This is a genomic window from Rhizobium sp. NFR12 (genome assembly GCF_900108545.1).
GTDB classification, from domain to species: Bacteria; Pseudomonadota; Alphaproteobacteria; order Rhizobiales; family Rhizobiaceae; genus Neorhizobium; species Neorhizobium soli.
The window spans coordinates 110,602-134,492 of sequence record NZ_FNWM01000003.1 but is presented as its reverse complement, the minus strand read 5'-3'; the positions used below and the strand labels follow the sequence as shown (position 1 = coordinate 134,492).

Annotated in this window: 21 protein-coding genes; 5 read left to right on the top strand and 16 right to left on the bottom strand. The window is 60.2% G+C overall.

The annotated features are described in order from the left end of the window. Positions 1–39 precede the first annotated feature (39 nt). Positions 40–1,020, bottom strand: coding sequence for a Bug family tripartite tricarboxylate transporter substrate binding protein (locus BLW69_RS14085; RefSeq protein ID WP_092662788.1), 981 nt, complete (start codon positions 1,018–1,020; stop codon positions 40–42). A 240-nt stretch (positions 1,021–1,260) separates the two neighbouring features. Between BLW69_RS14085 and BLW69_RS14080 the strand changes: the two genes are divergently transcribed. Continuing rightward, positions 1,261–2,286 (top strand): LacI family DNA-binding transcriptional regulator, encoded by a 1,026-nt coding sequence (locus BLW69_RS14080; RefSeq protein WP_092662786.1) that lies wholly within the window; start codon positions 1,261–1,263, stop codon positions 2,284–2,286. An 11-nt stretch (positions 2,287–2,297) separates the two neighbouring features. Here the strand turns inward: BLW69_RS14080 and BLW69_RS14075 are convergent, their stop codons facing one another. After that, on the bottom strand, positions 2,298–3,470 hold the full coding sequence (locus BLW69_RS14075) for an L-talarate/galactarate dehydratase (RefSeq protein ID WP_092662784.1): 1,173 nt from the start codon (positions 3,468–3,470) through the stop codon (positions 2,298–2,300). A 115-nt stretch (positions 3,471–3,585) separates the two neighbouring features. Here BLW69_RS14075 and BLW69_RS14070 point away from each other — a divergent pair, with 115 nt between their 5' ends. After that, positions 3,586–4,485: a LysR family transcriptional regulator gene (locus BLW69_RS14070; protein ID WP_092662782.1), complete on the top strand. Its 900-nt coding sequence runs from the start codon at positions 3,586–3,588 to the stop codon at positions 4,483–4,485. Positions 4,486–4,696: 211 nt separating this feature from the next. On the opposite strand, the gene BLW69_RS14065 is transcribed toward BLW69_RS14070, so the two are convergent. From BLW69_RS14065 to BLW69_RS14045, 5 genes are all read right to left on the bottom strand, one after another. Next, the gene (locus BLW69_RS14065) at positions 4,697–5,578 is read right to left on the bottom strand and encodes a dihydrodipicolinate synthase family protein (protein WP_092662780.1); all 882 of its coding nucleotides are present in this window, start codon (positions 5,576–5,578) and stop codon (positions 4,697–4,699) included. A gap of 15 nt (positions 5,579–5,593) precedes the next feature. Further along, complete coding sequence (locus BLW69_RS14060; RefSeq protein WP_092662778.1) at positions 5,594–7,219, bottom strand: ABC transporter ATP-binding protein; 1,626 nt, start codon at positions 7,217–7,219, stop codon at positions 5,594–5,596. Next, positions 7,212–8,141 (bottom strand): ABC transporter permease, encoded by a 930-nt coding sequence (locus tag BLW69_RS14055; RefSeq protein WP_092663434.1) that lies wholly within the window; start codon positions 8,139–8,141, stop codon positions 7,212–7,214. The genes BLW69_RS14060 and BLW69_RS14055 overlap by 8 nt, the downstream gene beginning before the upstream one ends. 14 nt (positions 8,142–8,155) lie before the next feature. Continuing rightward, entirely contained in the window at positions 8,156–9,070 is a 915-nt protein-coding gene (locus BLW69_RS14050) for an ABC transporter permease (RefSeq protein ID WP_092663432.1), read from the bottom strand. Positions 9,071–9,167: 97 nt separating this feature from the next. Then, entirely contained in the window at positions 9,168–10,685 is a 1,518-nt protein-coding gene (locus BLW69_RS14045; RefSeq protein ID WP_092662776.1) for an ABC transporter substrate-binding protein, read from the bottom strand. 347 nt (positions 10,686–11,032) lie between these two features. Between BLW69_RS14045 and BLW69_RS14040 the strand changes: the two genes are divergently transcribed. The 3 genes from BLW69_RS14040 to BLW69_RS14030 are packed head-to-tail and all read left to right on the top strand — an operon-like array spanning position 11,033 to position 14,303. Beyond that, on the top strand, positions 11,033–12,229 hold the full coding sequence (locus tag BLW69_RS14040; protein WP_092662774.1) for a sialidase family protein: 1,197 nt from the start codon (positions 11,033–11,035) through the stop codon (positions 12,227–12,229). Further along, on the top strand, positions 12,226–13,185 hold the full coding sequence (pdxA, locus tag BLW69_RS14035; protein WP_092662772.1) for a 4-hydroxythreonine-4-phosphate dehydrogenase PdxA: 960 nt from the start codon (positions 12,226–12,228) through the stop codon (positions 13,183–13,185). The genes BLW69_RS14040 and pdxA overlap by 4 nt, the downstream gene beginning before the upstream one ends. Then, positions 13,182–14,303 (top strand): iron-containing alcohol dehydrogenase, encoded by a 1,122-nt coding sequence (locus BLW69_RS14030; RefSeq protein WP_092662770.1) that lies wholly within the window; start codon positions 13,182–13,184, stop codon positions 14,301–14,303. The genes pdxA and BLW69_RS14030 overlap by 4 nt, the downstream gene beginning before the upstream one ends. A 93-nt stretch (positions 14,304–14,396) precedes the next feature. Here BLW69_RS14030 and BLW69_RS14025 read toward each other — a convergent pair whose 3' ends face one another. The 9 genes from BLW69_RS14025 to BLW69_RS13985 form a co-directional block, all read right to left on the bottom strand. After that, positions 14,397–15,101: a FadR/GntR family transcriptional regulator gene (locus tag BLW69_RS14025; RefSeq protein ID WP_092662768.1), complete on the bottom strand. Its 705-nt coding sequence runs from the start codon at positions 15,099–15,101 to the stop codon at positions 14,397–14,399. Between the two features lie 2 nt (positions 15,102–15,103). Continuing rightward, a complete protein-coding gene (locus tag BLW69_RS14020; RefSeq protein WP_092662766.1) occupies positions 15,104–16,132 on the bottom strand; it encodes a four-carbon acid sugar kinase family protein in 1,029 nt (342 codons plus the stop codon). A gap of 613 nt (positions 16,133–16,745) precedes the next feature. Beyond that, positions 16,746–16,880: a hypothetical protein gene (locus BLW69_RS23160; protein WP_280141291.1), complete on the bottom strand. Its 135-nt coding sequence runs from the start codon at positions 16,878–16,880 to the stop codon at positions 16,746–16,748. Positions 16,881–16,964: 84 nt separating this feature from the next. Beyond that, the gene (gene ugpC, locus BLW69_RS14010) at positions 16,965–18,017 is read right to left on the bottom strand and encodes an ABC transporter ATP-binding protein (protein ID WP_062577719.1); all 1,053 of its coding nucleotides are present in this window, start codon (positions 18,015–18,017) and stop codon (positions 16,965–16,967) included. A 63-nt stretch (positions 18,018–18,080) separates the two neighbouring features. Next, positions 18,081–19,406, bottom strand: coding sequence for an alpha-glucosidase/alpha-galactosidase (locus BLW69_RS14005; protein WP_092662764.1), 1,326 nt, complete (start codon positions 19,404–19,406; stop codon positions 18,081–18,083). A 58-nt stretch (positions 19,407–19,464) separates the two neighbouring features. After that, positions 19,465–20,307, bottom strand: coding sequence for a carbohydrate ABC transporter permease (locus BLW69_RS14000; protein ID WP_092662762.1), 843 nt, complete (start codon positions 20,305–20,307; stop codon positions 19,465–19,467). A gap of 12 nt (positions 20,308–20,319) precedes the next feature. Continuing rightward, positions 20,320–21,228, bottom strand: coding sequence for a carbohydrate ABC transporter permease (locus BLW69_RS13995; RefSeq protein WP_062577712.1), 909 nt, complete (start codon positions 21,226–21,228; stop codon positions 20,320–20,322). Between the two features lie 78 nt (positions 21,229–21,306). Next, on the bottom strand, positions 21,307–22,593 hold the full coding sequence (locus BLW69_RS13990) for an extracellular solute-binding protein (protein WP_062577711.1): 1,287 nt from the start codon (positions 22,591–22,593) through the stop codon (positions 21,307–21,309). A gap of 65 nt (positions 22,594–22,658) precedes the next feature. After that, entirely contained in the window at positions 22,659–23,735 is a 1,077-nt protein-coding gene (locus BLW69_RS13985; protein ID WP_062577710.1) for a LacI family DNA-binding transcriptional regulator, read from the bottom strand. Positions 23,736–23,891: the final 156 nt, after the last annotated feature.

The window sequence follows — 23,891 nt, the reverse complement described above, 5'->3', positions numbered from 1 at the left end:
ATGTGCCGGCCGGAGACTAGACCCGGCCGGCAGATTGTCTCACTGCAGCGGCACGTTGGCGGCCTTGATGACTTCGGCCCACTTCGCCGTTTCCTTGTCGATGAAGGCCTGGAACTCGGCCGACGTATTGCCGACAGGTGTCACGCCCATCGCTTCGAGCTTTGCCTTCATCGCGGGATCGGCAACGATCGCCTGCACTTCCTTGCTGAGCTTTTCGACGATTTCCGGCGGCGTGCCGGGAGGAGCAAAGAGCCCGTGCCAGGAGGTCGCCTCAAAGCCTGGGATGACGCTTGCCATGGTCGGCACGTCAGCGAGCAGATTGGCCTTTTCCAGGCTGGTGACGGCCAGCGCCTTCACCTTGCCGGCCTTTACCTGCTGGGCGGCAGTGGGAATATTGTCGAACATCATATCCACATGTCCGGCGACAACGTCCAGGATGGCCTGGCTGCTACCCTTGTAGGGGACATGCGTGATCTTGATGCCGGTCTTTGTCGCGAGCAGCTCACCTGCAAGGTGAATCGATGTGCCGACACCTGACGAAGCGTAGGTATGTTTGCCCGGCTCCGTTTTCAGGAACGCGACGAGTTCCTCGACAGTGTTCGCCTTGATCTTGTCCGGGTTGACGACGAGCACGTTCGGCAGGCTGGCGATCAGCGAAATCGGCGCAAAGCCCTTTTCCCGGTCGTAAGGGAGGTTTTTGTAAAGTGTCTGGTTGATCGCGTTCGAGCTGACTGTGCCCATGCCGATCGTGTAGCCATCCGGCTTGGAGCGGGCGAGATCGCCAAGGCCGATATTGCCGCCGGCGCCTGGCTTGTTCTCAACAATGAAACGCTGGCCCAACCGCTTGTCGAGTTCTTCCGCGACGAGGCGGCCGAATGTGTCGGTATTGCCGCCGGCCGCAAAGGGAACGACGACGGTCACGGTCTTGGTCGGATAGTCCTGCGCACGGCCAGCCGTCATGCCGACTGCTGAAATCACGGCCGTAGCGGCCGCCAACGTCATGAAACGCTTGAGGTTCATATTACTTCCTCCACTTATCCGGCATCTGGCCGGTCCCATTTAACCACTCTTCGAAACCCTCCTCCCGAAGAAATGGTAGCGCTTTCATTCTATCGCCAAAATCCACGACCGCAACCTCCAAGGCAAATTTTTAAAGTTTTTTAAATCAATGCTTTGTGCTTCTAGCAGCAGGATTTTCTCCACGCCCACTTGATTAGTTCTGAAATGAAAGCGTAACTCATTTTGACGGGGACACTCACGATGACAGACGATTTCAATATCAAGCGCATGACGAGCAACAGCCCGGTGACACTTGCCGATATCGCGAAGCTCGCAGGGGTCTCGCCTGTCACCGTGTCGCGTGCTATCAACACGCCCGCTCTGGTCAAACCGCGGACGCTGGAGACGATCGAGAAAGTCATTGCGAGGACGGGCTATGTGCCCAATCTTCTCGCGGGCGGCCTCGCCTCCCGAAGGACAAGGCTCATCGCCGCGATCGTTCCCTCTGTTGCCAGCACCATCTTTGCCGAAACAATCGAGGGCCTCAATGCCGAACTGGTCTCTGCCGGTTATCAGCTGCTGCTCGGCCTTTCCGGCTATGAGCCAGCGCGCGAACTGGAACTGACCCGCGCCATTCTTGCCCGCCGGCCCGATGGCGTGATCCTTACCGGCATCACACATCTCAAGGAAACCCGCGCGATGCTGACGGGCGCCGGCCTGCCAATCGTCGAGATCTGGGATTCGACACCTTCGCCACTCGATACCGCCGTCGGGTTTTCGCATGCCGCCGTCGGTGCACTGGTTGCCGACCATCTTCTCATCCGGGGATATGACCGTTACGCACAGGTCGGCGCCAACGATCCGCGCGCCGTCCAGCGCCGCGACGGTTTCGTCAGCCGCCTCAAGGGCGTCGCCGATGTCGAGCTGCCGGACCTGGAAATGAATTCGCCCTCCACCTTCCGCGACGGAAGGCTGGCGATGGCACAGCTTCTCGATCGCGGAAAGGGAACTCTCGGGGTCTTCTGCTCGTCGGACGTGGTTGCCCACGGGGCACTGGCGGAAGCTTACGCCCGCGGATGCCGCATGCCGGACGAACTCGCCATTGTCGGGTTCGGTGATTTCGACTTTGCGCCTCACACCCACCCGCCGCTGACCACCGTGCGCATCGATCGCCGCGATATCGGAACCAAAGCGGCCCAGTCGATCCTAAGAAAGATTGCTGGCGGCAAGGATGTGGAAGCGATGATCAATATCGATTTTCACATCGTTGTCCGTGGAACCGCCTGAGTCTCAGTGCCTCAGGCCCGCTTGCCGAACTCCGCCGTGCCGCGTGTCCAGTGGGCAGCCTGTTCCGAAAGCGTGATCCCGAGGCCCGGACGGTTTGGTACCAGCATGCGCCCATCTCTGATCTCGAGCCGTTCGTTGAACAGCGGATCGAGCCAGTCGAAATGCTCCACCCACGGCTCCAGCTCGTAGGCTGCGGCAAGATGCAGATGGATCTCCATGGCGAAATGCGGGGCGAGCTGGAGTTTCTTTGTCTCGGCCAGCGCACAGATCTTCAGAAACGGTGTGATGCCGCCCACTCGCGGGGCGTCCGGCTGGATGAAATCGACCGAATTGTTCTGGATCAGTGCCACATGCTCCAGCACACTTGTGAGCATCTCACCGGTGGCGATGGGCGTATCGAACTGGGCTGCAAGTGCCGCATGCCCCTCGACGTCATAGGCATCCAGCGGCTCTTCGATCCAGGTCAGGTGATAGGGCTCCATCAGGCGGCCGAAGCGCATGGCGGTCGGGCGGTCCCATTGCTGGTTGGCATCGACCATCATCGCCGCCCGCTCGCCGATACGCTCGTGCACGGCAGCAACTCGCTTGAGGTCGAGTGCTAGGTCGGGCTGGCCCACCTTGATCTTGATACCGCCGATACCGTCGGCAATCGACTGTTCGACATTCTCGAGAACCTCCTCGATCGGAGAAGAGAGAAACCCACCAGAGGTATTGTAACACTGGACGCTATCGCGATGCGCGCCCAGCAGCTTTGCGAGGGGCAGTCCGGCGCGCTTGGCCTTGAGGTCCCACAGGGCCACGTCGAAGGCCGCGATCGCCTGCACCGCAAGCCCGCTGCGCCCAACCGATGCCCCCGCCCAGCACAGCTTATTCCACAACTTGCCGATATCGTTCGGATCCTCACCGATCAGCACATTGGCGATTTCCTTGGCATGCTCGTACTGGCCAGGTCCTCCGGCGCGCTTGGAATAGCTGAAGCCGATGCCGGAATGGCCATTTTTCGTCTCGATCTCGGCAAACAGGAACGCCACTTCGGTGAGCGGGCGTTGCCGTCCGGTCAGCACCTTCGCATCACTGATCGGTGTCTTCAGCGGCAGGAAGACCGAAGACAGCTTGATCCAGGCGATGCTATCCGCCTCAACGGCGGCCTGCGATGCAGTCTTCTTTTCCATTTGCGCGTCCATGTCTCCAACTCCTCCTGTCGTGCGCCCGCAAGGAGCGTCCTGCTTGACGAATACGCGTCCGATCCATTTAAGTCCAAACCGAAGATTGTCGCTCAGCGATACAGGAATTGAATAGATGCTCGATATGGTTCAGGTGAAATCCTTCGTCGCTGTCGCGTCGGAACTCAATTTCAGCCGCGCCGCGAGGCAGTTGAACATGACCCAGCCGCCACTCAGCCGGCAGATCAGGCTGCTGGAACAGCAACTCGACGTGACGCTCTTCGAGCGCAACAGCCGGCGCGTCACGCTGACCCCGGCGGGCCTCGCGTTTCTCGCCGAAGCGCAAAAGCTTCTGGCACAAGGTGATGCAGCGATAACGGCAACACGCCGCGCCGCCCGCGGCAGCGCCGGCTCCATCCGGATCGCTTTCGTCGGCGCCGCAACCTACGGCTTTCTACCGCACTTCATATCAGCCGCCCGGACGCTGACGCCGCAGATCGAACTCGACCTGGTACAGATGGAAACGGCCGAACAGTTGCAGGCGATCAATCGCGGCGATGTCGACCTCGGCTTCTCCCGCCCGCTTTCGGGCACGCATCAATTGCAAAGCCTGTGCGTTGTGCGGGAACCGATGATGCTGGCCATCCCGCGGGCACACCCGCTGGGATCGCGGCGAAGGCCGACGCTGGAGGCGCTGAACGGCGAACCGATCATCATGTTCTCACCCCAGGCCCGCTATCTGCACGAAAAGCTCGCCGCATTGATGACCGACAACAACATCACGCCCCACATCGTCCAGAGCATGACCCATTCACAGGCCATCCTGTCGCTGGTCAGCGCCGGCATCGGCCTCGCCATCGTCCCGGCGGCAACGCGCCACGCATGCTACGACAACGTCGTCTTCCGCCCGCTCGACCTCAGGCAGGAATGCGTCGCGGAACTGCATGCCATATGGAGCAGCGAAAACCGCAATCCCCTATTGCCGGAGATTCGCTCTCTTGTTGGAAGCTCCGCAGTGCGTGATCTCTCCAGCTAGATCTGCAGAGGCAGTCGGTGCTCGATTTCAGGACCATCTCTCGCCAATCCAGTTCTCGGACGAGTCTTGGATGTTAATCGGGCCTCGTGCTGCCTGACTCCACTCTTCGTGGCCGAGTGCCCCAGAATAGCTGATCGCAGCATCAGGATCCGTCAGCGCTGCATGACTGGAGCACGGTTCCGGTCCGGACCTTCAATATCTCAGTCGCTGCTTACAGCAGTCCGAACGTCTTCAGCGTTTCGCCGATGCGGGCATCCTGCTCGGCATTTGGCAGCAGCGCCGGCTGGCGGCTGGCGCCGACGGAGGGATCCTGCAGGTAGAGCGCGCGCTTGACCATGGCCGGCGGGAAGCCGTGGGCGTAGAGATCGGTGCGGAAAGCGGTGTAGATGTCCTGCTGCCGTTCGGCTTCTGCGATATCGCCTGAATTGAAGCCGCCGACGATGCCGGCCAAGACGTCAGGCATAGCGTTTCCGAGACCGGAGATGCAGCCGGCAGCGCCGTTCTGCAGCGCCCAGAGCACGAGATGGTCGGGGCCGGAATAGACTTCGAAACCGTCGACCTCCTTGGAAACCTGAAGATAGGCGGCCAGTGTCTCCTGCGCGCCGCCGGAATCCTTGATGCCCGCGATATTGCCGTGGGTCGCCAGTTTGCGGGCGGTTTCCGGCTCGATATGGTTCTGGGTACGGGCTGGGATATCGTAGAGATAGACCGGCGTGTCGACGGCATCAGCGACAGTCGAGAAGTGGCGGACCAGACCATCCTGCGTGCAGGCTATGAAGAACGGCGTGATGACGGCGATGCCGGTCACGCCGATCCGGTCGAATTCCTTGGCAAGCTGCAGCGTTTCGAAAGTGGCCGGCATGCCGGCATTGACGATGACATCGACCTTGCCGCCGACTTCGTCGACCACTTCCTCGAGCAGCTTGATCTTTTCGCCGTGGGTCAGCGCCGAAAAATCGCCATTGGTGCCGGCGCACATGATGTTGTTGCCAGCCGCGACCTGACGGCGCACCTGGGCGCGCGTGGCCTCATAATTGATGGTCTCGTCGTCGTTGAAGCATGTCACGATCGCGACGAAGGCTTTCTTGGTCATTATTCTACTCCGGGATCAAATCTGGGAAACGCGTGCGAGGCGCGCATTGCGGTTTGTGGCCTGCACGTCCGGGTCGGGGTCGAGGCTCGCGGCAAGAAGTGCCTGCGTATAGGGCATTTGCGGATTGTCGAAGACCTGCGCGACCGTGCCGAACTCGACGACCTCGCCCTTCTGCATGACCATCACGTAATCGGCGAAATCGCGCACCAGCGGCAGGTCGTGGGCGATGAAGATAAAGGCGATGCCCATCTTCTTGCGCAAGCCGTCGAGCAGCCGGATCACCTGCGCCTGGACAGACACGTCGAGTGCCGACACGGCCTCGTCGCAGACGATCAGTTGCGGCTCGAGCGCAAGGGCGCGGGCAATGGCGATGCGCTGGCGCTGACCGCCGGAAAACTGGTGCGGATAGCGCCCCATATGCTCAGGCGACAGGCCGACCTGATCGAGCAGTTCCGCGGCACGCTCCCGCCATTTGGCTTTGGGCAGGATTTCCGGGTGGATGACCCAGGCCTCGGAGATCAGCTGATAGACCGTCATGCGCGGATTGAGCGACTGCGTCGGGTCCTGAAAGACCATCTGCAGATCGCGGCGCAGCTTGAACAGGTCGCCCGGCGACATCGTGAAGAGGTCCTTGCCCTTCCAGCGCGCGGTGCCACCATCCGGCTCTTCGAGGCGCAACAGCACGCGGGCAAGCGTCGATTTTCCCGACCCGCTTTCGCCAACGACGGCGACGGTTTCACCCGGCTTCAGCTCGAAGGACACGCCCTTCAGCGCTTCGAAGCCCCCATAGAACTTGCGGACATCCTTGACGCTGAGGATCGATGCGCCGTGTGCGTCCGGCTCGTGCATGTCGCCCTTGCCGGGGGCGGCGGCGATCAACTTCTTGGTATAGGCGTGCTGCGGGTTGCGGTAGACGTCGCGAACCGTGCCGCTTTCGACAAGTTGGCCCTTTTCCATCACGACGACACGATCGGCAACTTCCGAGACGACGCCGAGATCGTGCGTGATGATCAGCACACCCATTCCCGTCTCGCGCTGCAACTCCTTCAAAAGTGCCAGCACCTCCGCCTGCACGGTGACATCGAGTGCAGTGGTCGGCTCGTCGGCAATCAGCAGGTCGGGTTTGAGCGCCAGCGCCATGGCGATCATGACGCGCTGACGCTGGCCGCCGGAAAACTCGTGCGGATATTTGTCGAGCGCAGCTTCAGGATCCGGCAGCGCCACCCGCTTGAACAGGCGCAAGGCTTCGGCCTGCGCCTGCGTGGTGCTGATGCCGTGGGTCTTCAGCGCCTCGCGCATCTGCCAGCCAACGGTATAGACCGGGTTGAGGTGGCTGAGCGGATCCTGGAAGATCATGGCGATGCGTCGGCCGTTGACCGCGCGGCGAGCCTCGCCCGACATTTTCAAGAGATTCTTGCCGTCGAGCAGGATCTCGCCGGACGTGATCTTGCCCGGCGGCATGTCGATCAGGTTCATGATCGCCGCCGACGATACCGATTTGCCAGAACCGCTTTCGCCGAGGATGGCGAGCGTTTCGCCACGGTCGAGATAGTAGGAAATGTTGCGCACGGCGTGGACGGTGCCGGACACGGTGTGAAAGTCGACGGAGAGATCGCGGACCTCGAGAAGATGATCAGCCATGTTTCGATCCTTTCATTTCCAGGCGCCAGCGCTGAACCGGGTCGAGCGCAATCCGCAGCCAGTTGGACAGAAGGTTGAGCGACAGCGTGGTCAGAATGATTGCAAGACCGGGCCAGAAGGACAGCCACCAGGCATTGGTCAGGTATTGGCGCCCCTGGGCAATCATCAGGCCCCAGGTGATTTCCGGCGGCTGGATGCCGATGCCGAGGAAGGAAAGCGCGCTTTCCGCCAGCATCACATAGGCAAAATCGAGCGTGGCAAGCGTCATCAGCGTCGGAAAGACGACGGGCAGGATGTGGCGGAAGAGTATGCGCTTGGACGATGCGCCCATGACGCGGGCGGCCTGCACGAACATGCGGCTCTTAATTTCGAGAACCTCCGCGCGGGTGGTGCGCAGATAGACCGGGATACGGGTGATCGACAGGACCAGCATCAGGTTGAGGATCGATGAGCCCAGAATATAGAGCACGATCACCGCAACCAGCAGCGACGGGAAGGACATGATGACGTCGGCGATACGCATGATGACCTGGCTCGTCCGCTCCGACGCGAAGCCGGCGATCAGACCGAGCAGCGTGCCGATGACAGCGGAGATCAGCACGGCGCCGGCAGCGACCATGATCGTGTTCTGCGTGGCGACAATGATGCGCGGCCAGAGCGGGCGACCCAGTGCATCGGCGCCGAGCCACATGAACCAGTCGCGGCTGAAATCGAACGGCGCGAGATTGCGACCGCGCAGGTTCTGCTTGGTGGCGAGATCATCAAGAAGGGTCGGTCCGATGATCGCCATGACAATGACGAAGACGAGGAAGATGGCGGCGCAGAGCGCAAACTTGTCGGCCCAGAGCATACGCGCCATGCGGACGAAGAAGCCCGGTTCGGCGGCAATGGCATTCTCGGGCGCGGGGGATGGGACGGCCATGGTCATGTCGATCCTCAGTAGCGGATGCGTGGATCAAGCAGAGCATAGGCAAGGTCGATCACGAGGTTCATGAGGAAGATGGCGAAAGCGGTGACAAGGATCGCCGCCAGCACGACGTTGAAGTCTCGCTGCAGGATGCTGTCGATCATTAGCTTGCCGACGCCCGGGAAACCGAAGATGGTTTCGACGATCACCGCGCCGTTGAGAAGGCTGGCGGCCTGATCGCCGATGACGGTTATGACCGGCAGCATGGCGTTGCGCAGGGCGTGGATAAAGATGATCGGCCCCGATTTGACGCCCTTGGCGCGGGCAGTCTTCACGTAAGCCGAAGACAGTGCCGAAATCATCGAGCCGCGCACCACCTGGACGATGATACCGAATGGGCGCACGAACAGAACGCAGATCGGCAGGATCCAGTGCGAGAGCGTGCCCGTGCCCGAGGTCGGCAACCAGGACAGCTGGATGGCAAACACCACGATTGCGACGATCGCGAGCCAGAAATCCGGGACGGAAGCACCGATCAGCGACACCATCGAGGAAAACCGGTCGAAGAAGCCGCCAGTGCGAAACGCAGCAAGCGAGCCGACGACGATCGCCGCGATGGTGACCAGCGTCATGGTGATGACGGCAAGCCACAGCGTCCAGGTGAAGGCTTCGAGCACGACATCGAGCGCCGGGCGCGCCTTGCGCAGGCTTTCGCCGAGATCGCCGGTCACGACATTGCCGACATACTGGCCGAACTGCACGAGAAGCGGCTGATCGAGGCCGTGCAGTGCACGGAACTCGGCCTTCATTTCGGCCGATGCTTCGACGGGGAGAAAAAGGGAAGCCGGGTCGCCTGTCAGGCGCGACAGGAAGAACACCATGACCAGCAGCCCGACGAGCGAGATGAGGCTGGCAAAGGCGCGCTTGCGAACGAAAGTGAGCATGGTGACCTCGATCTTGCTGGAATGGACGGCGGCAGGAGCGCCGCCCATTTCACTTCGATTGGGACGATCAAAATACGTCCTCGGAGTATGGTCCGCGTTAGTTCTTGATGCCGATCTCGGAGAGCTGCAGCATCGAGTTGGTGGCGATGCTCGGCTTGAAGTCGAGACGTTCGGACACGCGGGAATAACCAACCATGTGGAAGAGCAGAACGTCAGCGACGAGATCATCGTGGACGTAGGCGATCAGTTCCGACCACAACTTTGCACGTTCATCACCAGTGGCAGCGGAGGCGCGGGACACGAGGTCATCGACCTTCGGATCGGAATAACCCGACTGGGTGCCCTTCGAGTCGTATTTGAAGAACATGGTGAAGGACGGATCACCCTTGGAATTGTCGTGCATGGCGGCAACGATCTGCGGACCGCGACCTTCCTTGAACGGCTTCGAGTAGTAAACCTCGTGCTCGGCTACTTCGACAAACCGGAGGTCGATCTTGAAGCCGACATCCTGCAACTGAGCCTGGATAGCTTCCATGATTTCCGTCACGTTCGGGAAATTGGCCGTCCGCGCGACGACGGTGATCGGCGTGTCGACTGCAACACCGTCAGCTTTTGCCTCATCGAGCAGCTTCTTCGCCTCGTCCGGATCATACGGGAAAACTTTCACATCCGGGTTCCAGCCGAGTGTCGTCGGCGGCACAAGCGCCGTTGCGAGAACCGCGTCCTGCGGCACGAGTGTGCCGATAAAGGCCTCCCGGTCGATGGCGAGGTTCAGCGCCTTGCGGATGCGGACATCATTGAGCGGCGCGATATTGCCATCGATGCGAAGATACACGGTTTCGCTGTCGAGATAGGAGAAGTCCGTCTTCTCGTTGGTCGCTTCCACCTGCGAGATCGACGGAGCAAGGTCGGCTTCGCCGGTCTGAACCATGGCTGCGCGCACGGCCGGATCGGAACGGAAGAGATAGGTTGCCTTGGTAACGGCGGGCTTCTTGCCCCAGTAATTGTCACGCGCGTCGAGCACGATCTGCTGGCCCGGCGTCCAGTTGGACAGTTTGTACGGGCCGGTGCCGACGGGCTCGCGGATGAATTCCAGAGGCGTGCCCTCGGGAACGATGGTGACGAGCGAGAGCAACAGCGGCAGGATCGGCTGAACCGGATAGACCTTGAAATCGATGGTGGTGTCGTCGACGATCTTCACGTCGAACTTCATGCCGCCGAAGTAACGGCGGGATTCGCAGATGTTCTTGTCGCTGAAAATACGATCGAAGCTGTATTTGACGTCCTTGGCGCCGAAGGCTTTTCCGTCGGAGAATGTCACGCCGTGGCGCAGATGAAAGCGCCAGGTGCCGTCGCCGGTCTGCTCCCACTTTTCGGCGAGCCGCGGCATAACGCCCTGCTTGCCGCGCACATCGAGCTCGGTCAGCGTTTCACTGACATTCTCCATGATGACGCGGCCGATATTGGAGCGCGTCGCCATGCAGGGCTCGAGCAGGTCGGCTTCCTCAGGCAAGACGATTTTGATGTCACTCGACGCAGCCTGAGCCGGAGAAAAACCGGTACCGAGTGCGAGGACGGAGCACAGAACGGCTCCAAGTAGGTGCGAAGTTTTCATGTCATTCTCCTCCCTCTAGCTGCGGATCGCACTGGTCAGTGCTCATCTTGCGATGGCCTCCCAACTGTGCGCTTCAGGCATTCCTCCGTGTGGCCCTGTGCGTCGGTCGGATGCCTCCATCCGTTTCGTCGCCATAAGCGGGCTGACGCAGACCATCTGATGTCTGACCAAGTTTGTCAAATTAATTATTCCTCTATATGAATTGGACAAACTTTCGTGAGGATAAATCCATTTATTATCATGACGATGAGGCTGATGAACTGGCCTCAATCTTCAAATTTCAACGCCCTTCAAACTTGACAACTTTGTTATTTTGGTGATTTTCACGGTGGCAAGAGGAGACGCCGATGACGCCTGAACAGATTGCAACCGTCATGACCGGCACGGTGAAAGCCGTCGGAAACGGACGACACGAGGCCATGCTGGCTTCACCGATGATCCAGAACCACGCCTCATTCCTGCACCTTGCCGAAGACGGCGCGCTGATCTGCGCCTGGTTCGGCGGCACGCTGGAAGGCAAGTCGGATATCTCGATCTTTGCTTCCGTTCTGGCGCCAGGGTCGGACACATGGGGCGAGCCGCAGCGGTTGAGTTCCGACCCCGCCCATTCCGAACAGAACCCGGTTCTGTTTGCGGCCCCTGAAGGCGGCCTGTTCCTGTTCCACACGTCTCAGCCTTCAGGCAATCAGGACGAATGCCGTATCCGCATGGCGGAGGTAAATCGCGATGCCGGTGATGCGACCAAGCTGACGGTCAGTGATGGCCGCTATCTCGATTTGCCGCGCGGTTGTTTCGTTCGGGCACCGCTGACCGTTCGCGACGATGGAGCCTGGCTTTTGCCGATTTTCCGCTGCATCCAGCGGCCCGGCCAGAAATGGAACGGCAGCCATGACCGCGCCGCCGTCGGCATTTCCGAAGATCACGGCAAAACCTGGCGTCTTGACGACCTTGAGCAGTCGACCGGCTGCGTCCATATGAGCCCGGTGTCCATCGGAGACGGGAAATTCGCCGCCGTGTTCCGCCGCAGGCAGGCCGATTTCGTCTATCGCACCGAGAGTGCCGACGGCGGGCGCACATGGTCCGCGCCCGAAGCGACAGACGTTCCCAACAACAATTCATCGATCGCCGCAACCCGTCTGCAGGATGGCCGTATCGCGATGATCTGCAACCCGACCAATGCGGACATGTCCGCAGACCGCCGCGCCTCGCTTTACGACGAGCTGGGCGAAGACGACGACCGGCCGGATGCCAATCCGGATGGTGGCTGCGTACCGATCTGGGGTGTTCCCCGTGCGCCGGTTACCGTCTGCATTTCCGAAGACGGCGCAAGAAGCTTCTCGCAGCGGATCATCATCGAGGATGGACCCGGCACCTGCCTGTCGAACAATTCGATCGACGGTCACAACAAGGAAATGTCCTATCCGTCGCTGCTTGAGGGTAACGACGGCAGTCTTCATATCGCCTACACCTATTACAGGCGCGCCATCAAATACGTTCGTCTGGCTCCAGGCTGGGCCAGTTCAGCAGCGGGAGAACAAGCATGAGCAACATTATCGGCATCACCATGGGTGACCCCTGCGGCGTTGGACCTGAGATCACGGTGCGGGCGCTGGCCGAAATGAGCGACGCGGATCGGGCCATCACACGCATCTATGGAAACCTGCCGACGCTGGAAGCCGCCCGCAAGGCGCTGAACGTCGAGATCGATCTTGCGGCCTATGTCGTTGACCTGCCGATCGAAGGGGCACCCCTGCCCTGGGGCCAGCTTTCACCGGTCGCCGGCGATGCAGCTTTCCGCTTTATCGAAAAGGCCGTGCGCGATTCCGAAGCCGGCGTGATCGGCTGCATCGTGACAGCCCCGATCAACAAGGAAGCGCTCAACCTTGCCGGCCATCATTACGACGGCCACACCGGCATGCTGCGCAGCCTCACGAAATCGGCCGCCGCCTATATGCTGCTCGCTTCGGAAAAGCTGAAGGTCATCCACGTCTCCACCCATGTCTCGCTGCAGGAAGCGATCCGCCGCGCAACCACGGAACGGGTGCTGGCCACCATCAAGGCCGGCAACAATCACCTGAAGCGCACCGGTTACGAGCGTCCGCGCATCGCGGTCGCCGGTATCAATCCGCATTGCGGTGAAAACGGCCTGTTCGGCACCGAGGATGACGACCAGATCGCGCCGGCTGTGGCTGCCGCCCGCGCCGAAGGCATCGACGCCTACGGCCCGATCTCGGCAGACACCGTGTTCCACCGTGCCTATTCCGGCGGCTTCGACCTCGTCGTCGCGCAATACCACGATCAGGGCCATATCCCGATCAAGCTCGTCGCTTTCGATACGGCCGTAAACGTCTCCGTCGATCTTACCATCGACCGCACGTCCGTCGACCACGGCACAGCCTTTGACATCGCCGGCAAGGGCATCGCCAACCACGGCAACATGCTGTCGGCCATCGCCTATGCCCGCAAACTGGTAGCCGGCGGCAAGGGAGAGCAGACATGAGCAGCGCTCCCCTGATCGTTCTGCATCAACCGAAACGACTTATCGTCGGCGCAGGCACTGTCGGCGAGGTCGGCACCTGGGCCTGCGACGTTTCCTCGACACTGGTGATCGCCACGCCGATCACCGCTGGTTTCGTCGAGCGGTTGAAACTGCCAGGCAAGGTCACCCTGTTCGACGCCATCCCCGGCGAACCGGAGATCGAAACGCTGAACGCGGCGCTGGCAGCTGCCCGTGCCGCAAAGCCGGATCTCGTCGTCGGCCTCGGCGGCGGCTCCGTCATGGACGTGGCCAAGCTTGTCGCCGCTCTCTGGGATAGCGAACAGACGCTGTCCGATGTCGCCGGCCCCAACAAAGTGGCAGGGCGCAGCACGCGGCTGGCGCAGGTTGCCACAACGGCCGGAACAGGCTCGGAAGCCGGCATCCGCTCGCTGATCACCGATCCCGTAAAGGGCGCGAAGATTGCCGTCGAATCCCCTCACCTGATCGCCGATCTTGCAGTGCTAGACCCGGAACTCACCTACTCGGTTCCGCCGGCGGTCACCGCTGCAACCGGCGTCGATGCGATGGCGCATTGCGTCGAGGCCTTCACTAGCAAGCGTTCGCATCCGATGATCGACGGTTTTGCGCGCATGGGCATTCACCTCGTCGGCAAGTTCTTGGGCCGCGCGGTCAAGGACGGCGCAGATCGTGAGGCCCGCGAAGGGCTGATGCTGGCGTCCTATTACGGCGGCATCTGCCTCGGGCCTGTCAATACCGCGGCAGGCCATGCCATCGCCTATCCGCTCGGCACGCTGCTGCATCTGCCGCACGGGCTGGCCAATGCCATCGTGTTTCCCCACGTCCTGGCGTTCAACGCGCCAGTGGCAAAGGACAAGACTGCGGAAGTAGCACAGGCGCTGGGGCTAGGCCAAAATCTCTCGCAGCCCGACCTGTCCGCGCAGGCCCATGGCTTCTGCGCCGATCTCGGCATCGAGATGTCATTGGCAAAACATGGCGCGACCGAAGCCGATCTTCCGCGCTTTGCCGCAGATGCGCACGCTATCCGTCGCCTGATGGACAACAACCCAGCCGATATGAGCGTGGATGACGTTCTGGCGATCTATCGGGCCAGCTTCTGAGAAGCTACCTCCAGTGAAAAAGGCGGTGCCGCCAAGCACCGCCTTTTGCGTACCATACCGAAGTCAAATCGCTCGCGATCCTCAAGATCGAGCCTACAGATGCGACGACTGAAAGAGCCTCTCCCGCGACCCCTTCAGATGCTCGAACATCAGACGGCGCGCTTCTTCCTCATTGCTGTTGGCGATCGCCGTCGCAATCGCCTCATGCTCGCCAAACACGCGCGACAGGCCGGACGCTTCCCTCTTGATCGAGGCGCCATGGAATTTCATGCCGACCGCAATATGATCCTTCAGGGCTTCCATGGCGGTGGTGAAATAATTGTTCTGCCCGGCCCGGGCGATGGCGAGGTGGAACTGAAAGTCGGCATCCTCGCGGTGTGACTGACGGTTCGTGGCATCGCGCAGCAGTTCGAGCGCCTGGCGGATCGCCTTCAGACTGTCGGCATCGTGACGGGCGGCAGCGGCAGCGGCGGCAGCCGGCTCCATCGTCAGGCGGAATTCGTAACAGTTGAGAAGGTCTGCGACGTTTTCCAATTGGCCGAAACCGAGGGGATCGCGCAAGCCCACCGAGCGGACGAAACTGCCGGCACCGCGCCTTGAATAGATCAGGCTCTGGTCGCGCAGCCGTTTCAGTGCTTCGCGGATGACGGGTCGGGACACCTCGAATTCGGCGGCCAGATCGTGTTCCGTCGGCAGGCGCTCGTCGGGCTTGTACGCACCGGACTTGATTGCGCGCAACATCCGCTCGAACACGATATCCGCAAGGCCCTTGCGGGCGGTTCCCGTTTCCAGTCCCATCGTCAACCTGCCTTTCGCAGGACCATGTCTGCAATTTGCTTCAACGTATGGGGATGACCGAAGCCACCCGATTTTGCAATAATGCAGCGCCCTTGTGCCGACGCAACACCAAGACCCGGCAGGCATTCGCCATGCAGACGCAGCCTCGACAGGCCCAGCCGACGCAGCACCGCCTCGGCCGTCGCTCCACCGGAGAGAAGCAGCGTTCCGTCGTAACCGGCAAGGTTCTCGTGCACGCCGTCAGCCAGAGCTTCCGCCACAAGCTGCGCATCGAGCTCTTCCTCACCCGGCGTCGCGTGCACCAGCGTCAGATCAGGTCTTGTCCCACTTTCCGCGTCCAGCCGGCCGTTCGGCGCAGGCAGATACGTCAGGCTGTGGCCGTTGCGCAGGGCGTCGATCTGCGCAAGCGTGATCGGATCGCGCGATCCGATGACAAATGTGATCGGACCGGACGGGATGGTCGCTGCCTGCGCATCGACCTTGTTCGTCATGCGACGGGCGAGCGCTTCTGCAAGACCGCGAGCGCCGATCAGCAGATCGGTCCCGTTGTTCTCAGCGACGTCGAGCGCAACGTCCATGTCGGCGGCTGAGCTAGCGTCAGGGATATGGGCACGAGCTGTGTGCGCACCGAGCCTGTCGGCGATCACGATCGGAGCGTCGATACCAAAGCCGGTGACACATCCGTTCGCAACCACCCGACCGAACTCTGGTATCCCAGGCGCAACGAGGGCACGTGTGAAAGGGATGGCGTCCAGTTCGGCAACGATATTTCCCTTGAGGCGGGAATCGACCTTCTTGAACAGCCGCGTTCCCGGCGGCAGCAAGGTGATTGTCGCAGCCGTGGCGGCACGTGCTTCGCCGGCACTTGTTTCGCGGGTGTTGAGGTTGATGGACAGAACGTCGGGGCGATCGGCGACGATCCCCGTAATTGCATCAAGGTTGAGCGCCACGTCGGTGCGAATACCTCGCCCGGCAAAAGGCGCCGCCGAGTCGAGCGCACCGGTCAGGTCGTCCGCAAGAATGACTAACATACGCCTCCACCTACTTATGTTGTAAGCTTTATACCACGGAAAAGTGCTTATAAGTCAACATGGGTATGGAGTGAAATGACAAATGTAAGGTATTGAGCTCGGTTGGGGCAACAGTGTTAAATTTCAGAGAGGTTGGCATGAATGACATCGTCGTCGACGACTAATCGCGATGGCGTGATCCGTGATCATCATTCGAGACGACCAGCCGTCAAAGTCCCCAAAAGTGTTTCTGGGAACCATGCCATTCTCGACCAGATCAGCGCGCTTGAATGCGTCCGTGACAATGTTGTCGGCTTTCGCCCGCATACGGATTGTATCCGGCGACCACGACCCTAGGCTGGTCGATGCCCGCAGCCTTCAGGCAGGCTCGCGTCAACTCGATTTCGCCGACAATGCGCTCGACCGAGAGACAGATTGCAACGGCCGTTAGCGGGATATGCGAGATGGCGCGTGCATTTCAATCATTTTCAGCACGTTGAACTCGCGCATCTTGAGTTTGAACGACAGGGCATCTGGCAAGAAGATGGCGTCATCACTATAGCCGGGATCGGCTAGGTACATCGTCGACTTATCAAACACCCAGCGCTTTGCAGGTATCGCGCGCGCTCGGTGGTTACGTCGACATCTGGCGCGATATAGGCCTTTCCTTGAAACCGGCGAGCTTAAGCAGGCCGCCGGTCAGTTCCGGGCTAATACCCGCCGGATCGCCCGTCGCCAACGAGACGATCGGACGGTCATCGTGTTGCATATCGGTGGACAGAGTTTCTTTCGATTGAAGGCCGGTCATAGAACCGTGACGGCTTTGCCATGCTGATTGATGATAATCCTTTCCTTAGTTGAGGCGCAAGCCGGCGTCGTTGTCGAAGAGGTGCAGCTTTTGAACATCCGGTATGACGCGGATGATCTCGCCGGGCCGCGCCGTGATACGATCCCGGAAGAGGCAGGTAATTTCAGTATTGTTCGCCCGCGCGACAACCTGGGTCTCCGATCCGGTCGGCTCGACGACGACAATCTCCATCGGCATACCCTCGCCGGACATGATCAAGTGCTCGGGACGGAAGCCATACCGTGCCGGCCGGCCCGAGGAGCCCGACGGCGCATTGGCGATCGGGAACGTTAGGTCGCCGAAGGCGAAACCGGAGGATTCGATGCGGCCTTCCAGAACGTTCATGGAAGGCGAGCCGATGAAGCCGGCAACGAACAAATTGGCCGGCCGGTCATAAAGCTCGAGCGGTGCGCCGACCTGTTCGATGATGCCACCATGCATGACGACGATCTTGTCTGCCATGGTCATCGCTTCGATCTGGTCATGGGTGACGTAAATCGTCGTGGTTTTCAGGCGCTGGTGCATCGCCTTAATCTCGGTGCGCATCTGCACGCGCAGCTTTGCATCGAGATTGGAGAGTGGCTCGTCGAACAGGAAGACCTGCGGATCCCGAACGATGGCGCGGCCCATGGCTACGCGCTGGCGCTGGCCGCCGGAAAGCTGGCGCGGATGGCGTTCGAGTAGCTTGTCGAGGCTGAGGATCTCGGCAGCCTTTTTGACCTTCTCGGCAATCTCAGCTTTGGGCAGGCCCTTGAGCTGAAGTGAAAAACCCATGTTTTCGGCCACCGTCATATGCGGGTACAGCGCATAGTTCTGGAAGACCATTGCAATGTCTCGGTCTTTCGGCGGCACATTGTTTACCACTCGGCCACCGATGCTGATATCGCCGCCGGTGATGCTTTCCAGCCCGGCGATCATGCGCAGCAGAGTCGACTTTCCGCAGCCCGAAGGGCCGACGAGCGTGACGAACTCCCCGTCCTCGACGTCGACCGAGATCCCGTGGATCGCCGCGACCGCGCCATACGATTTCTTGACATTGCGAATGCTGACGTCAGCCATGATCTACTCCCATTATTGCAGTCGAAATGGCGGCGACACGGCATCGCGTCCGCCGCCCTCTCCTCAAGCGGATTTGCGCAGTGTGGTGGCGGTCCGACCGCGGATGCCTGCCGGCATCGCATCGCCGTGGGCCTCGATCAGTTCGTCGACCATGGCGCGGATGTCCTTGATTGACAGCACGCTTGTCGCATGGCGGTCGAGCATGGCGGCGCGATGCACTTGGTCACGATCGCCGTTGAGCGCTGCCTTTACGGTCAGGTCCTGAACGTAGACATGTGGGGCGCAGTACCCGGCAAGCTCAGGCGGCAACGAGCCGGCATTGCAGGCGCGCATGCCGCTCTTGTCGACGACGACTGGAACTTCGACGCAGCATCCGTCCGGAAGGTTGCTGATCAGGCCATCGTTGCGGACGTTGCCGTAGATCAACTGCGGCTTGCCGGTCGCCATCGCATGAATGATTAGCGAACCGTATTCGCGCGAGCGCTCCAGCGGGAAGGTCTCTCCCGCCAAGAGCTTGCGGCGGGTCTCGGCATAGCGACCAAGGTTGCGAACGCTGCGACGGATGTACTCATCAACTGGAACGTCGTACGCGGCGATATCTGCTTCGCTCTTCAGGAAATAGGGCGTGTATTCCGCATTGTGCTCGCTGGACTCGCTGATGAAGCGGCCGAAGGAACGCATCAGTTCGAAGCGGACCTTGTCCTTGGCAAAGATTTCCGGATTCTCCATGGCCGCCCAGAGCCGGGGATAGGCATCCTCGTCGTCGATCTTGAGTTTCAGGAACCAGGTCATGTGGTTGATGCCGGCGCAATCGTAGGACAAGCTTTCGACCGGGACGTCGAGATAGGATGCGAGCTCATGCGCGGTGTTCTGCACGTTGTGGCAGAGGCCAATCACCTTCTGCTCCGGATAGGCTTCGTAGACGGCCTGGGTCAGGATGCTCATCGGGTTGGTGTAGTTGAGCAGGACCGCGTCCGGGCAGAGTTCGCGCATGTCGGCGACGAGATCCAGCATGAACGGAATGGTGCGCAGGCCGCGGAACATGCCGCCGATGCCGAGGCTGTCTGCGATGGTCTGCTTGAGGCCGTATTTGCGCGGGATTTCGAAATCCAGCAGCGTCGCCTCGTGCATGCCGATCTGTACCATGTTGATGACGAAATCCGCATCCTTCAATGCAGCCCGCCGGTCGAGATGTTCTTCGATGACCGGGTTCGCATCGAACTGCGCCGCCGTCCAGCGGGTCATCATGCCCGCCGTCTCCAGCCGCTCCTGGTCGATGTCGTGGAGCGTGATGGTGACATCGCGGAGTTCCGGGAAATCAAGAATGTCGGTCAGCAGATTCTTGACGAAGACGACGCTGCCGGCGCCGATCATGGCAACTTTCAACATAGGTAGTCCTTTCACGTAGAATTCAAATTTGCATCGCCACCAAGTCTTGTGAGCCGGCTTACTTGAGGCCCGTTCCGGCAATGCCTTGGATCAGTTGGCGCTGGAAAAACACGAAAATGACGAGCATCGGCACTAGGGACAAAAGCGCGATGGACATGATGTCCGTCCATTCGGTGTTGTACTGGCCCTTGAGCAGGTTGAGGCCGAGTTGGACGGTGTACATCTCCTGATCAGTGAGCATGACCAAGGGCATTACGAAGTCGTTCCACCGCCACATGAAGGTGAAGATGATCAGCACCGCGATAATCGGCTTGGACAACGGCAGGACGATCTTGCGAAAGATCGTGAGCTCGCTGGCGCCATCAAGCCGCGCGGCCTCGATCAACTCGTCCGGGATCGACACCATGAACTGGCGTACCATGAAGATGCCGAAAGCTTCGGCAGCACGCGGCAGGATCACGCCCCAGTAGGAATTAAGCAGCCCAAGCTCGGACACGACGAAGAAAAGCGGGACGATGATGACCTGGACCGGTATCATCAGGGCGCTCAGCACCGCCAGAAACAGCACGTCGCGTCCGGCGAACCTGAACTTTGCGAAGGCATAACCGCACAGCAGGTTGATGGTGACGGTGATCGCCACTGCCACCACGGCGATGACGGTCGAGTTCCAGAACCAATGCAGGAACGGCATATGCGCCAGCGCGTCGGCGAAGTTCTGCCAGACCCATCCCGTGGGCATTAGGCTGACGTCAGGGATGAAGATCTGATCCTTTGGCCTGACTGCCGTCACGAACATCCAGTAGATCGGAAAGATCATGATGACGGCGCCAAACGCCATGAGAACCCAAAGACCGATCGTTTCCAGCCGCTTTTTCGTCGGAGTAGTTGTGGTGACCATCATGGCCGTGGTCTCCTACACAAATTCTTCGGTCCGCTTGTTCACGCGCCACTGCAGCAGAGTGAACAGGAGGATCAGAAGGAAGAGGACGATACCCATGGCGCTCGCATAACCCATTTCGGATGTCGCGAATGCCGACTGGTAGATGTATTGGACGATCATCGTCGTCGAGAAACCTGGACCACCACCCGTCATCACGAAGATCAGGTCGAAGACCTGGAAGGAATGGATGACGTTGAGGATGAGCAGCAGGAATGTCGTGGGACGCAGGAGCGGCCATGTGACGTGGCGAAACTGCTGAAGGCGGGTGGCGCCGTCGATTGACGCGGCCTCGTAATAGGTCGGCGAAATCGACTGCAGCGCCGCCAGATAGACGACCATACAGAATCCAACGCGCGTCCACAGCGTCGTGATGATGATCGACGGCAGGGCCCAGCTTGTGGTCGAGAGCCAGGCGACCGGCTGGATCCCAACGAGCTTCAGCAAAGCGTTGATGACGCCGTAATGGTCGTTGAACAGCCAGGCTGCGATGATCGCCGTCGCAACGCTCGACACGACGACGGGGAGAAAGTAGATGCTGCGCAAGAACGTGCGGGCATAGAGATCACGGTTGAGGCCGACGGCGAGCAACAGGCCAATGGCGAGGCTCGTCGGCACGGTTGCCACAGAATAGATGACGGTATTCTTTATCGCCTGCCAGAACTGGTAGTCGGTCAGGAGGCGAGTGTAGTTTTCCGCGCCGATATAGAACGGTTCATCGATCAGGGACCATTCGTGCACGCTGATGAAAGCCGCATAGAGAAGCGGAAAGAAGATGAAGACCGAAAATAGAACGAGATTGGGCGCGATGAACAGATAAGGCGTCAGTCGCGGCCGGAAGGATGCCCACCAGCCGGAAAACCGGCTGGTGGCAGTCTCGTTCATTGCCTTCTCAAGGGATATTGAGGTGGGGGCCATGACCTGCATTCGCTTTGATAAGATTTCAGGGGTTTAACGATTCGTTCAGGCCCGCAGCAGAAGCCGCTCGATATGGGCTTGGATATTCTCGGCTGTCTGCTCCGCAGACTGGCCGGATGTAAAAGCCAGATCGAGCTCGTCGGCCATCTTGGGGTTGAACCTGCCCCAGTTGGGATGGATGACCGTACTGACGAGATGTTCGGGAATGGTCTTCGTCTGCTCTACGAAGACCTTCATCTCATTCGGCCGTAGAGAGAACTCGATCCCCTTGTCCACAATCGACGTGCGCACCGGCAGAAGCTGGGCCGTATTGACGAAGCTGCGCATGTTTTCCTCGTTGACGAGGAATTTGACAAACTCGGCGGCCAATTCTGGCGTCTTGCTATCGCGGGAAACCGCGACGCAGGTGCCGCCAAGATCGTCGGCCATTGCGACGTCACGCGGCAGGTAGGTGACGCCCCATTTGGCCTTCATCTGCTGCTCGACGAAGGGAATCTGCCAATTGCCATTCAGCATCATGGCGATCGTGCCGTTGGCGAACAGGTTCTGCACCTTCTCGGCGCTCTTGACCGAGGTGCTGGGCGGAACCAGTCCTTCGGTGAACCAGCTCTGTGTCCATGCAATCGTCTCGATGCCGGCCTTCTCGGTGATGCGGGAGGCCGTCAGGTCCTCGCTCAGCAAGCGCCCGCCATGCTGGTAGAGATAGAACATCCAGCGATGCACGGCGCCGTTCTGCCAGCTCATGGCGAACGGATAGGATGAGCCGCCCTGCGTCTTGAGCTTTTTGGCGTTGTCGATGAACGCCGCCCATGTCCAAGCTTCGTCGAGGCTGGACGGTACCGCGATATTGGCCTTTTCCAACAGTTCCTCGTTGTAGAACAGGGCAAACGTATCGGTGTGATGCGGCAGCGCGTAGGGAGTGCCCTTGACGTTGGCGGCGCTCCAGACGGCAGGTGTGAAGCCCTTGCCGAAGTCCTTCTCGAGATACTGCGTAAGGTCGATGGCGGCCTTGTTGCTCGCGTATCGCCCGATCTGCTGATAGGTCACGCGGAAGAGGTCGGGCGCCTGGCGGCCCGCAAGGCGCGTATCGACCTGCTGGTAGAATTGCGCGAACGGCATCACATCAAGCTTGACCTTGACGCCGGGATTGGCGCTTTCAAATTTGGCGATCACGTTCCTGTAGCCAGCAACTTCTGAATCGCCGCCCCAGACGGCAAATGTCAGCTGTTTTTCCTGTGCAAGCGCCGGCATGCCGAGCGCGCCGGTCACAAGCCCCGCGCCGAGACCCGCGCCGGTCTTCAAAATGGTACGTCGATTGATAAATTGCGTCATGTCTTCCTCCCATGAGTGTCAATTTCCAACGCCTCCCTCGACACACATGCCGGGAAGGCACGTTTTCAGTTGTGCGGCATTCCCTCCGAATCGACCTCCGTTCCACCGCACGATTCGCGCACAAGTAGCCTGACGGGCAGCAGATGATCCTGCCGCCCTTCCTTCTTATCGATTGCATCTATGACCGCTTGCATTGCCAGCTTCCCGAGCTCCTCCCGGGAGCTGTCGACTGTTGTCAACGTCGGGGCGGTAAAGCCACCGAAGGCAATGCCATCGAAACCGACGACGGCGAAATCATCCGGCACCCTCAGCCCGCGCTTGCGCAATCCATGCAAAGCGCCGATCGCGAGCCGGTCGTTATAGGCGAAGAGAGCCGTCGGCGGGACGTCAAGCGCCAGGATGCGGTCAAGGGCGAGGACACCGCCTGACAGCGAATTCTCGGTCACCACAACGAGATCTTCATCGAATGGCAGACCAGCCTCGGAAAGCGCATGCATATAGCCATCGATACGGTCATGCCCGCCATGCGAACTTCGCAACGCCTGTGTAAAGTGTGCGATGCGCCGATGTCCAAGCGAAATGAGGTGGCGGGTGGCGATATATCCACCTCTCTCAAGATCGACGCGGACGCTTTGAATTCCCGGTGCGGGGCTAGGCTCCTGCAGCACGACAACGCCGACACCGCGCTTTACGAGAGCAGGTAGTTCCGGAGCAGCGCAGTTATTGTGTCCTGCGACGATGATCCCGTCGTAAGCCGCCCCTTGCAACAAGAGCGCAGTGTGAAACTCGCTCAGTTCGTTGCGGGACGAAATGATCGTGACCGAATATCCGCGCAAACTGGCTTCCGCTTGCGCCGCACTCGCGATCTCTAGGAAGTACGGATTCTCCAAGGTCGGCAGAATGAAAGTGATGATCTTGGTGCTGCGCTGCCGCAGGCTTCTGGCGGCATGATTGGGCGTGTAGCCCAACTGGGCAGCGGCGGACATCACGCGTTCCCGTGTCTCCGGAGAAATGCGCACGGCACTATCCCGGCCATTGAGCACGAGGGAAATGGTCGCTTGGGAGACACCCGCGAGGCGTGCGACATCAGCGCTTGTCGGTGCAGCGGCGGCCGAATGTTCACCCGTGGACTTGCGGTTCATCGCGGACCCTACACTTGCTAAATCGTATTAGCTAATACGTATTAGCTTGAGCGACGGGCTGTCAAGCCCTCACATGGAGGCGAAAACAATCGCATCGTCGCGTCCTTTCTGGAAGGGAATAGGTGACCGTCGGAGGTAGCTTTTGTTGCCTTCAGC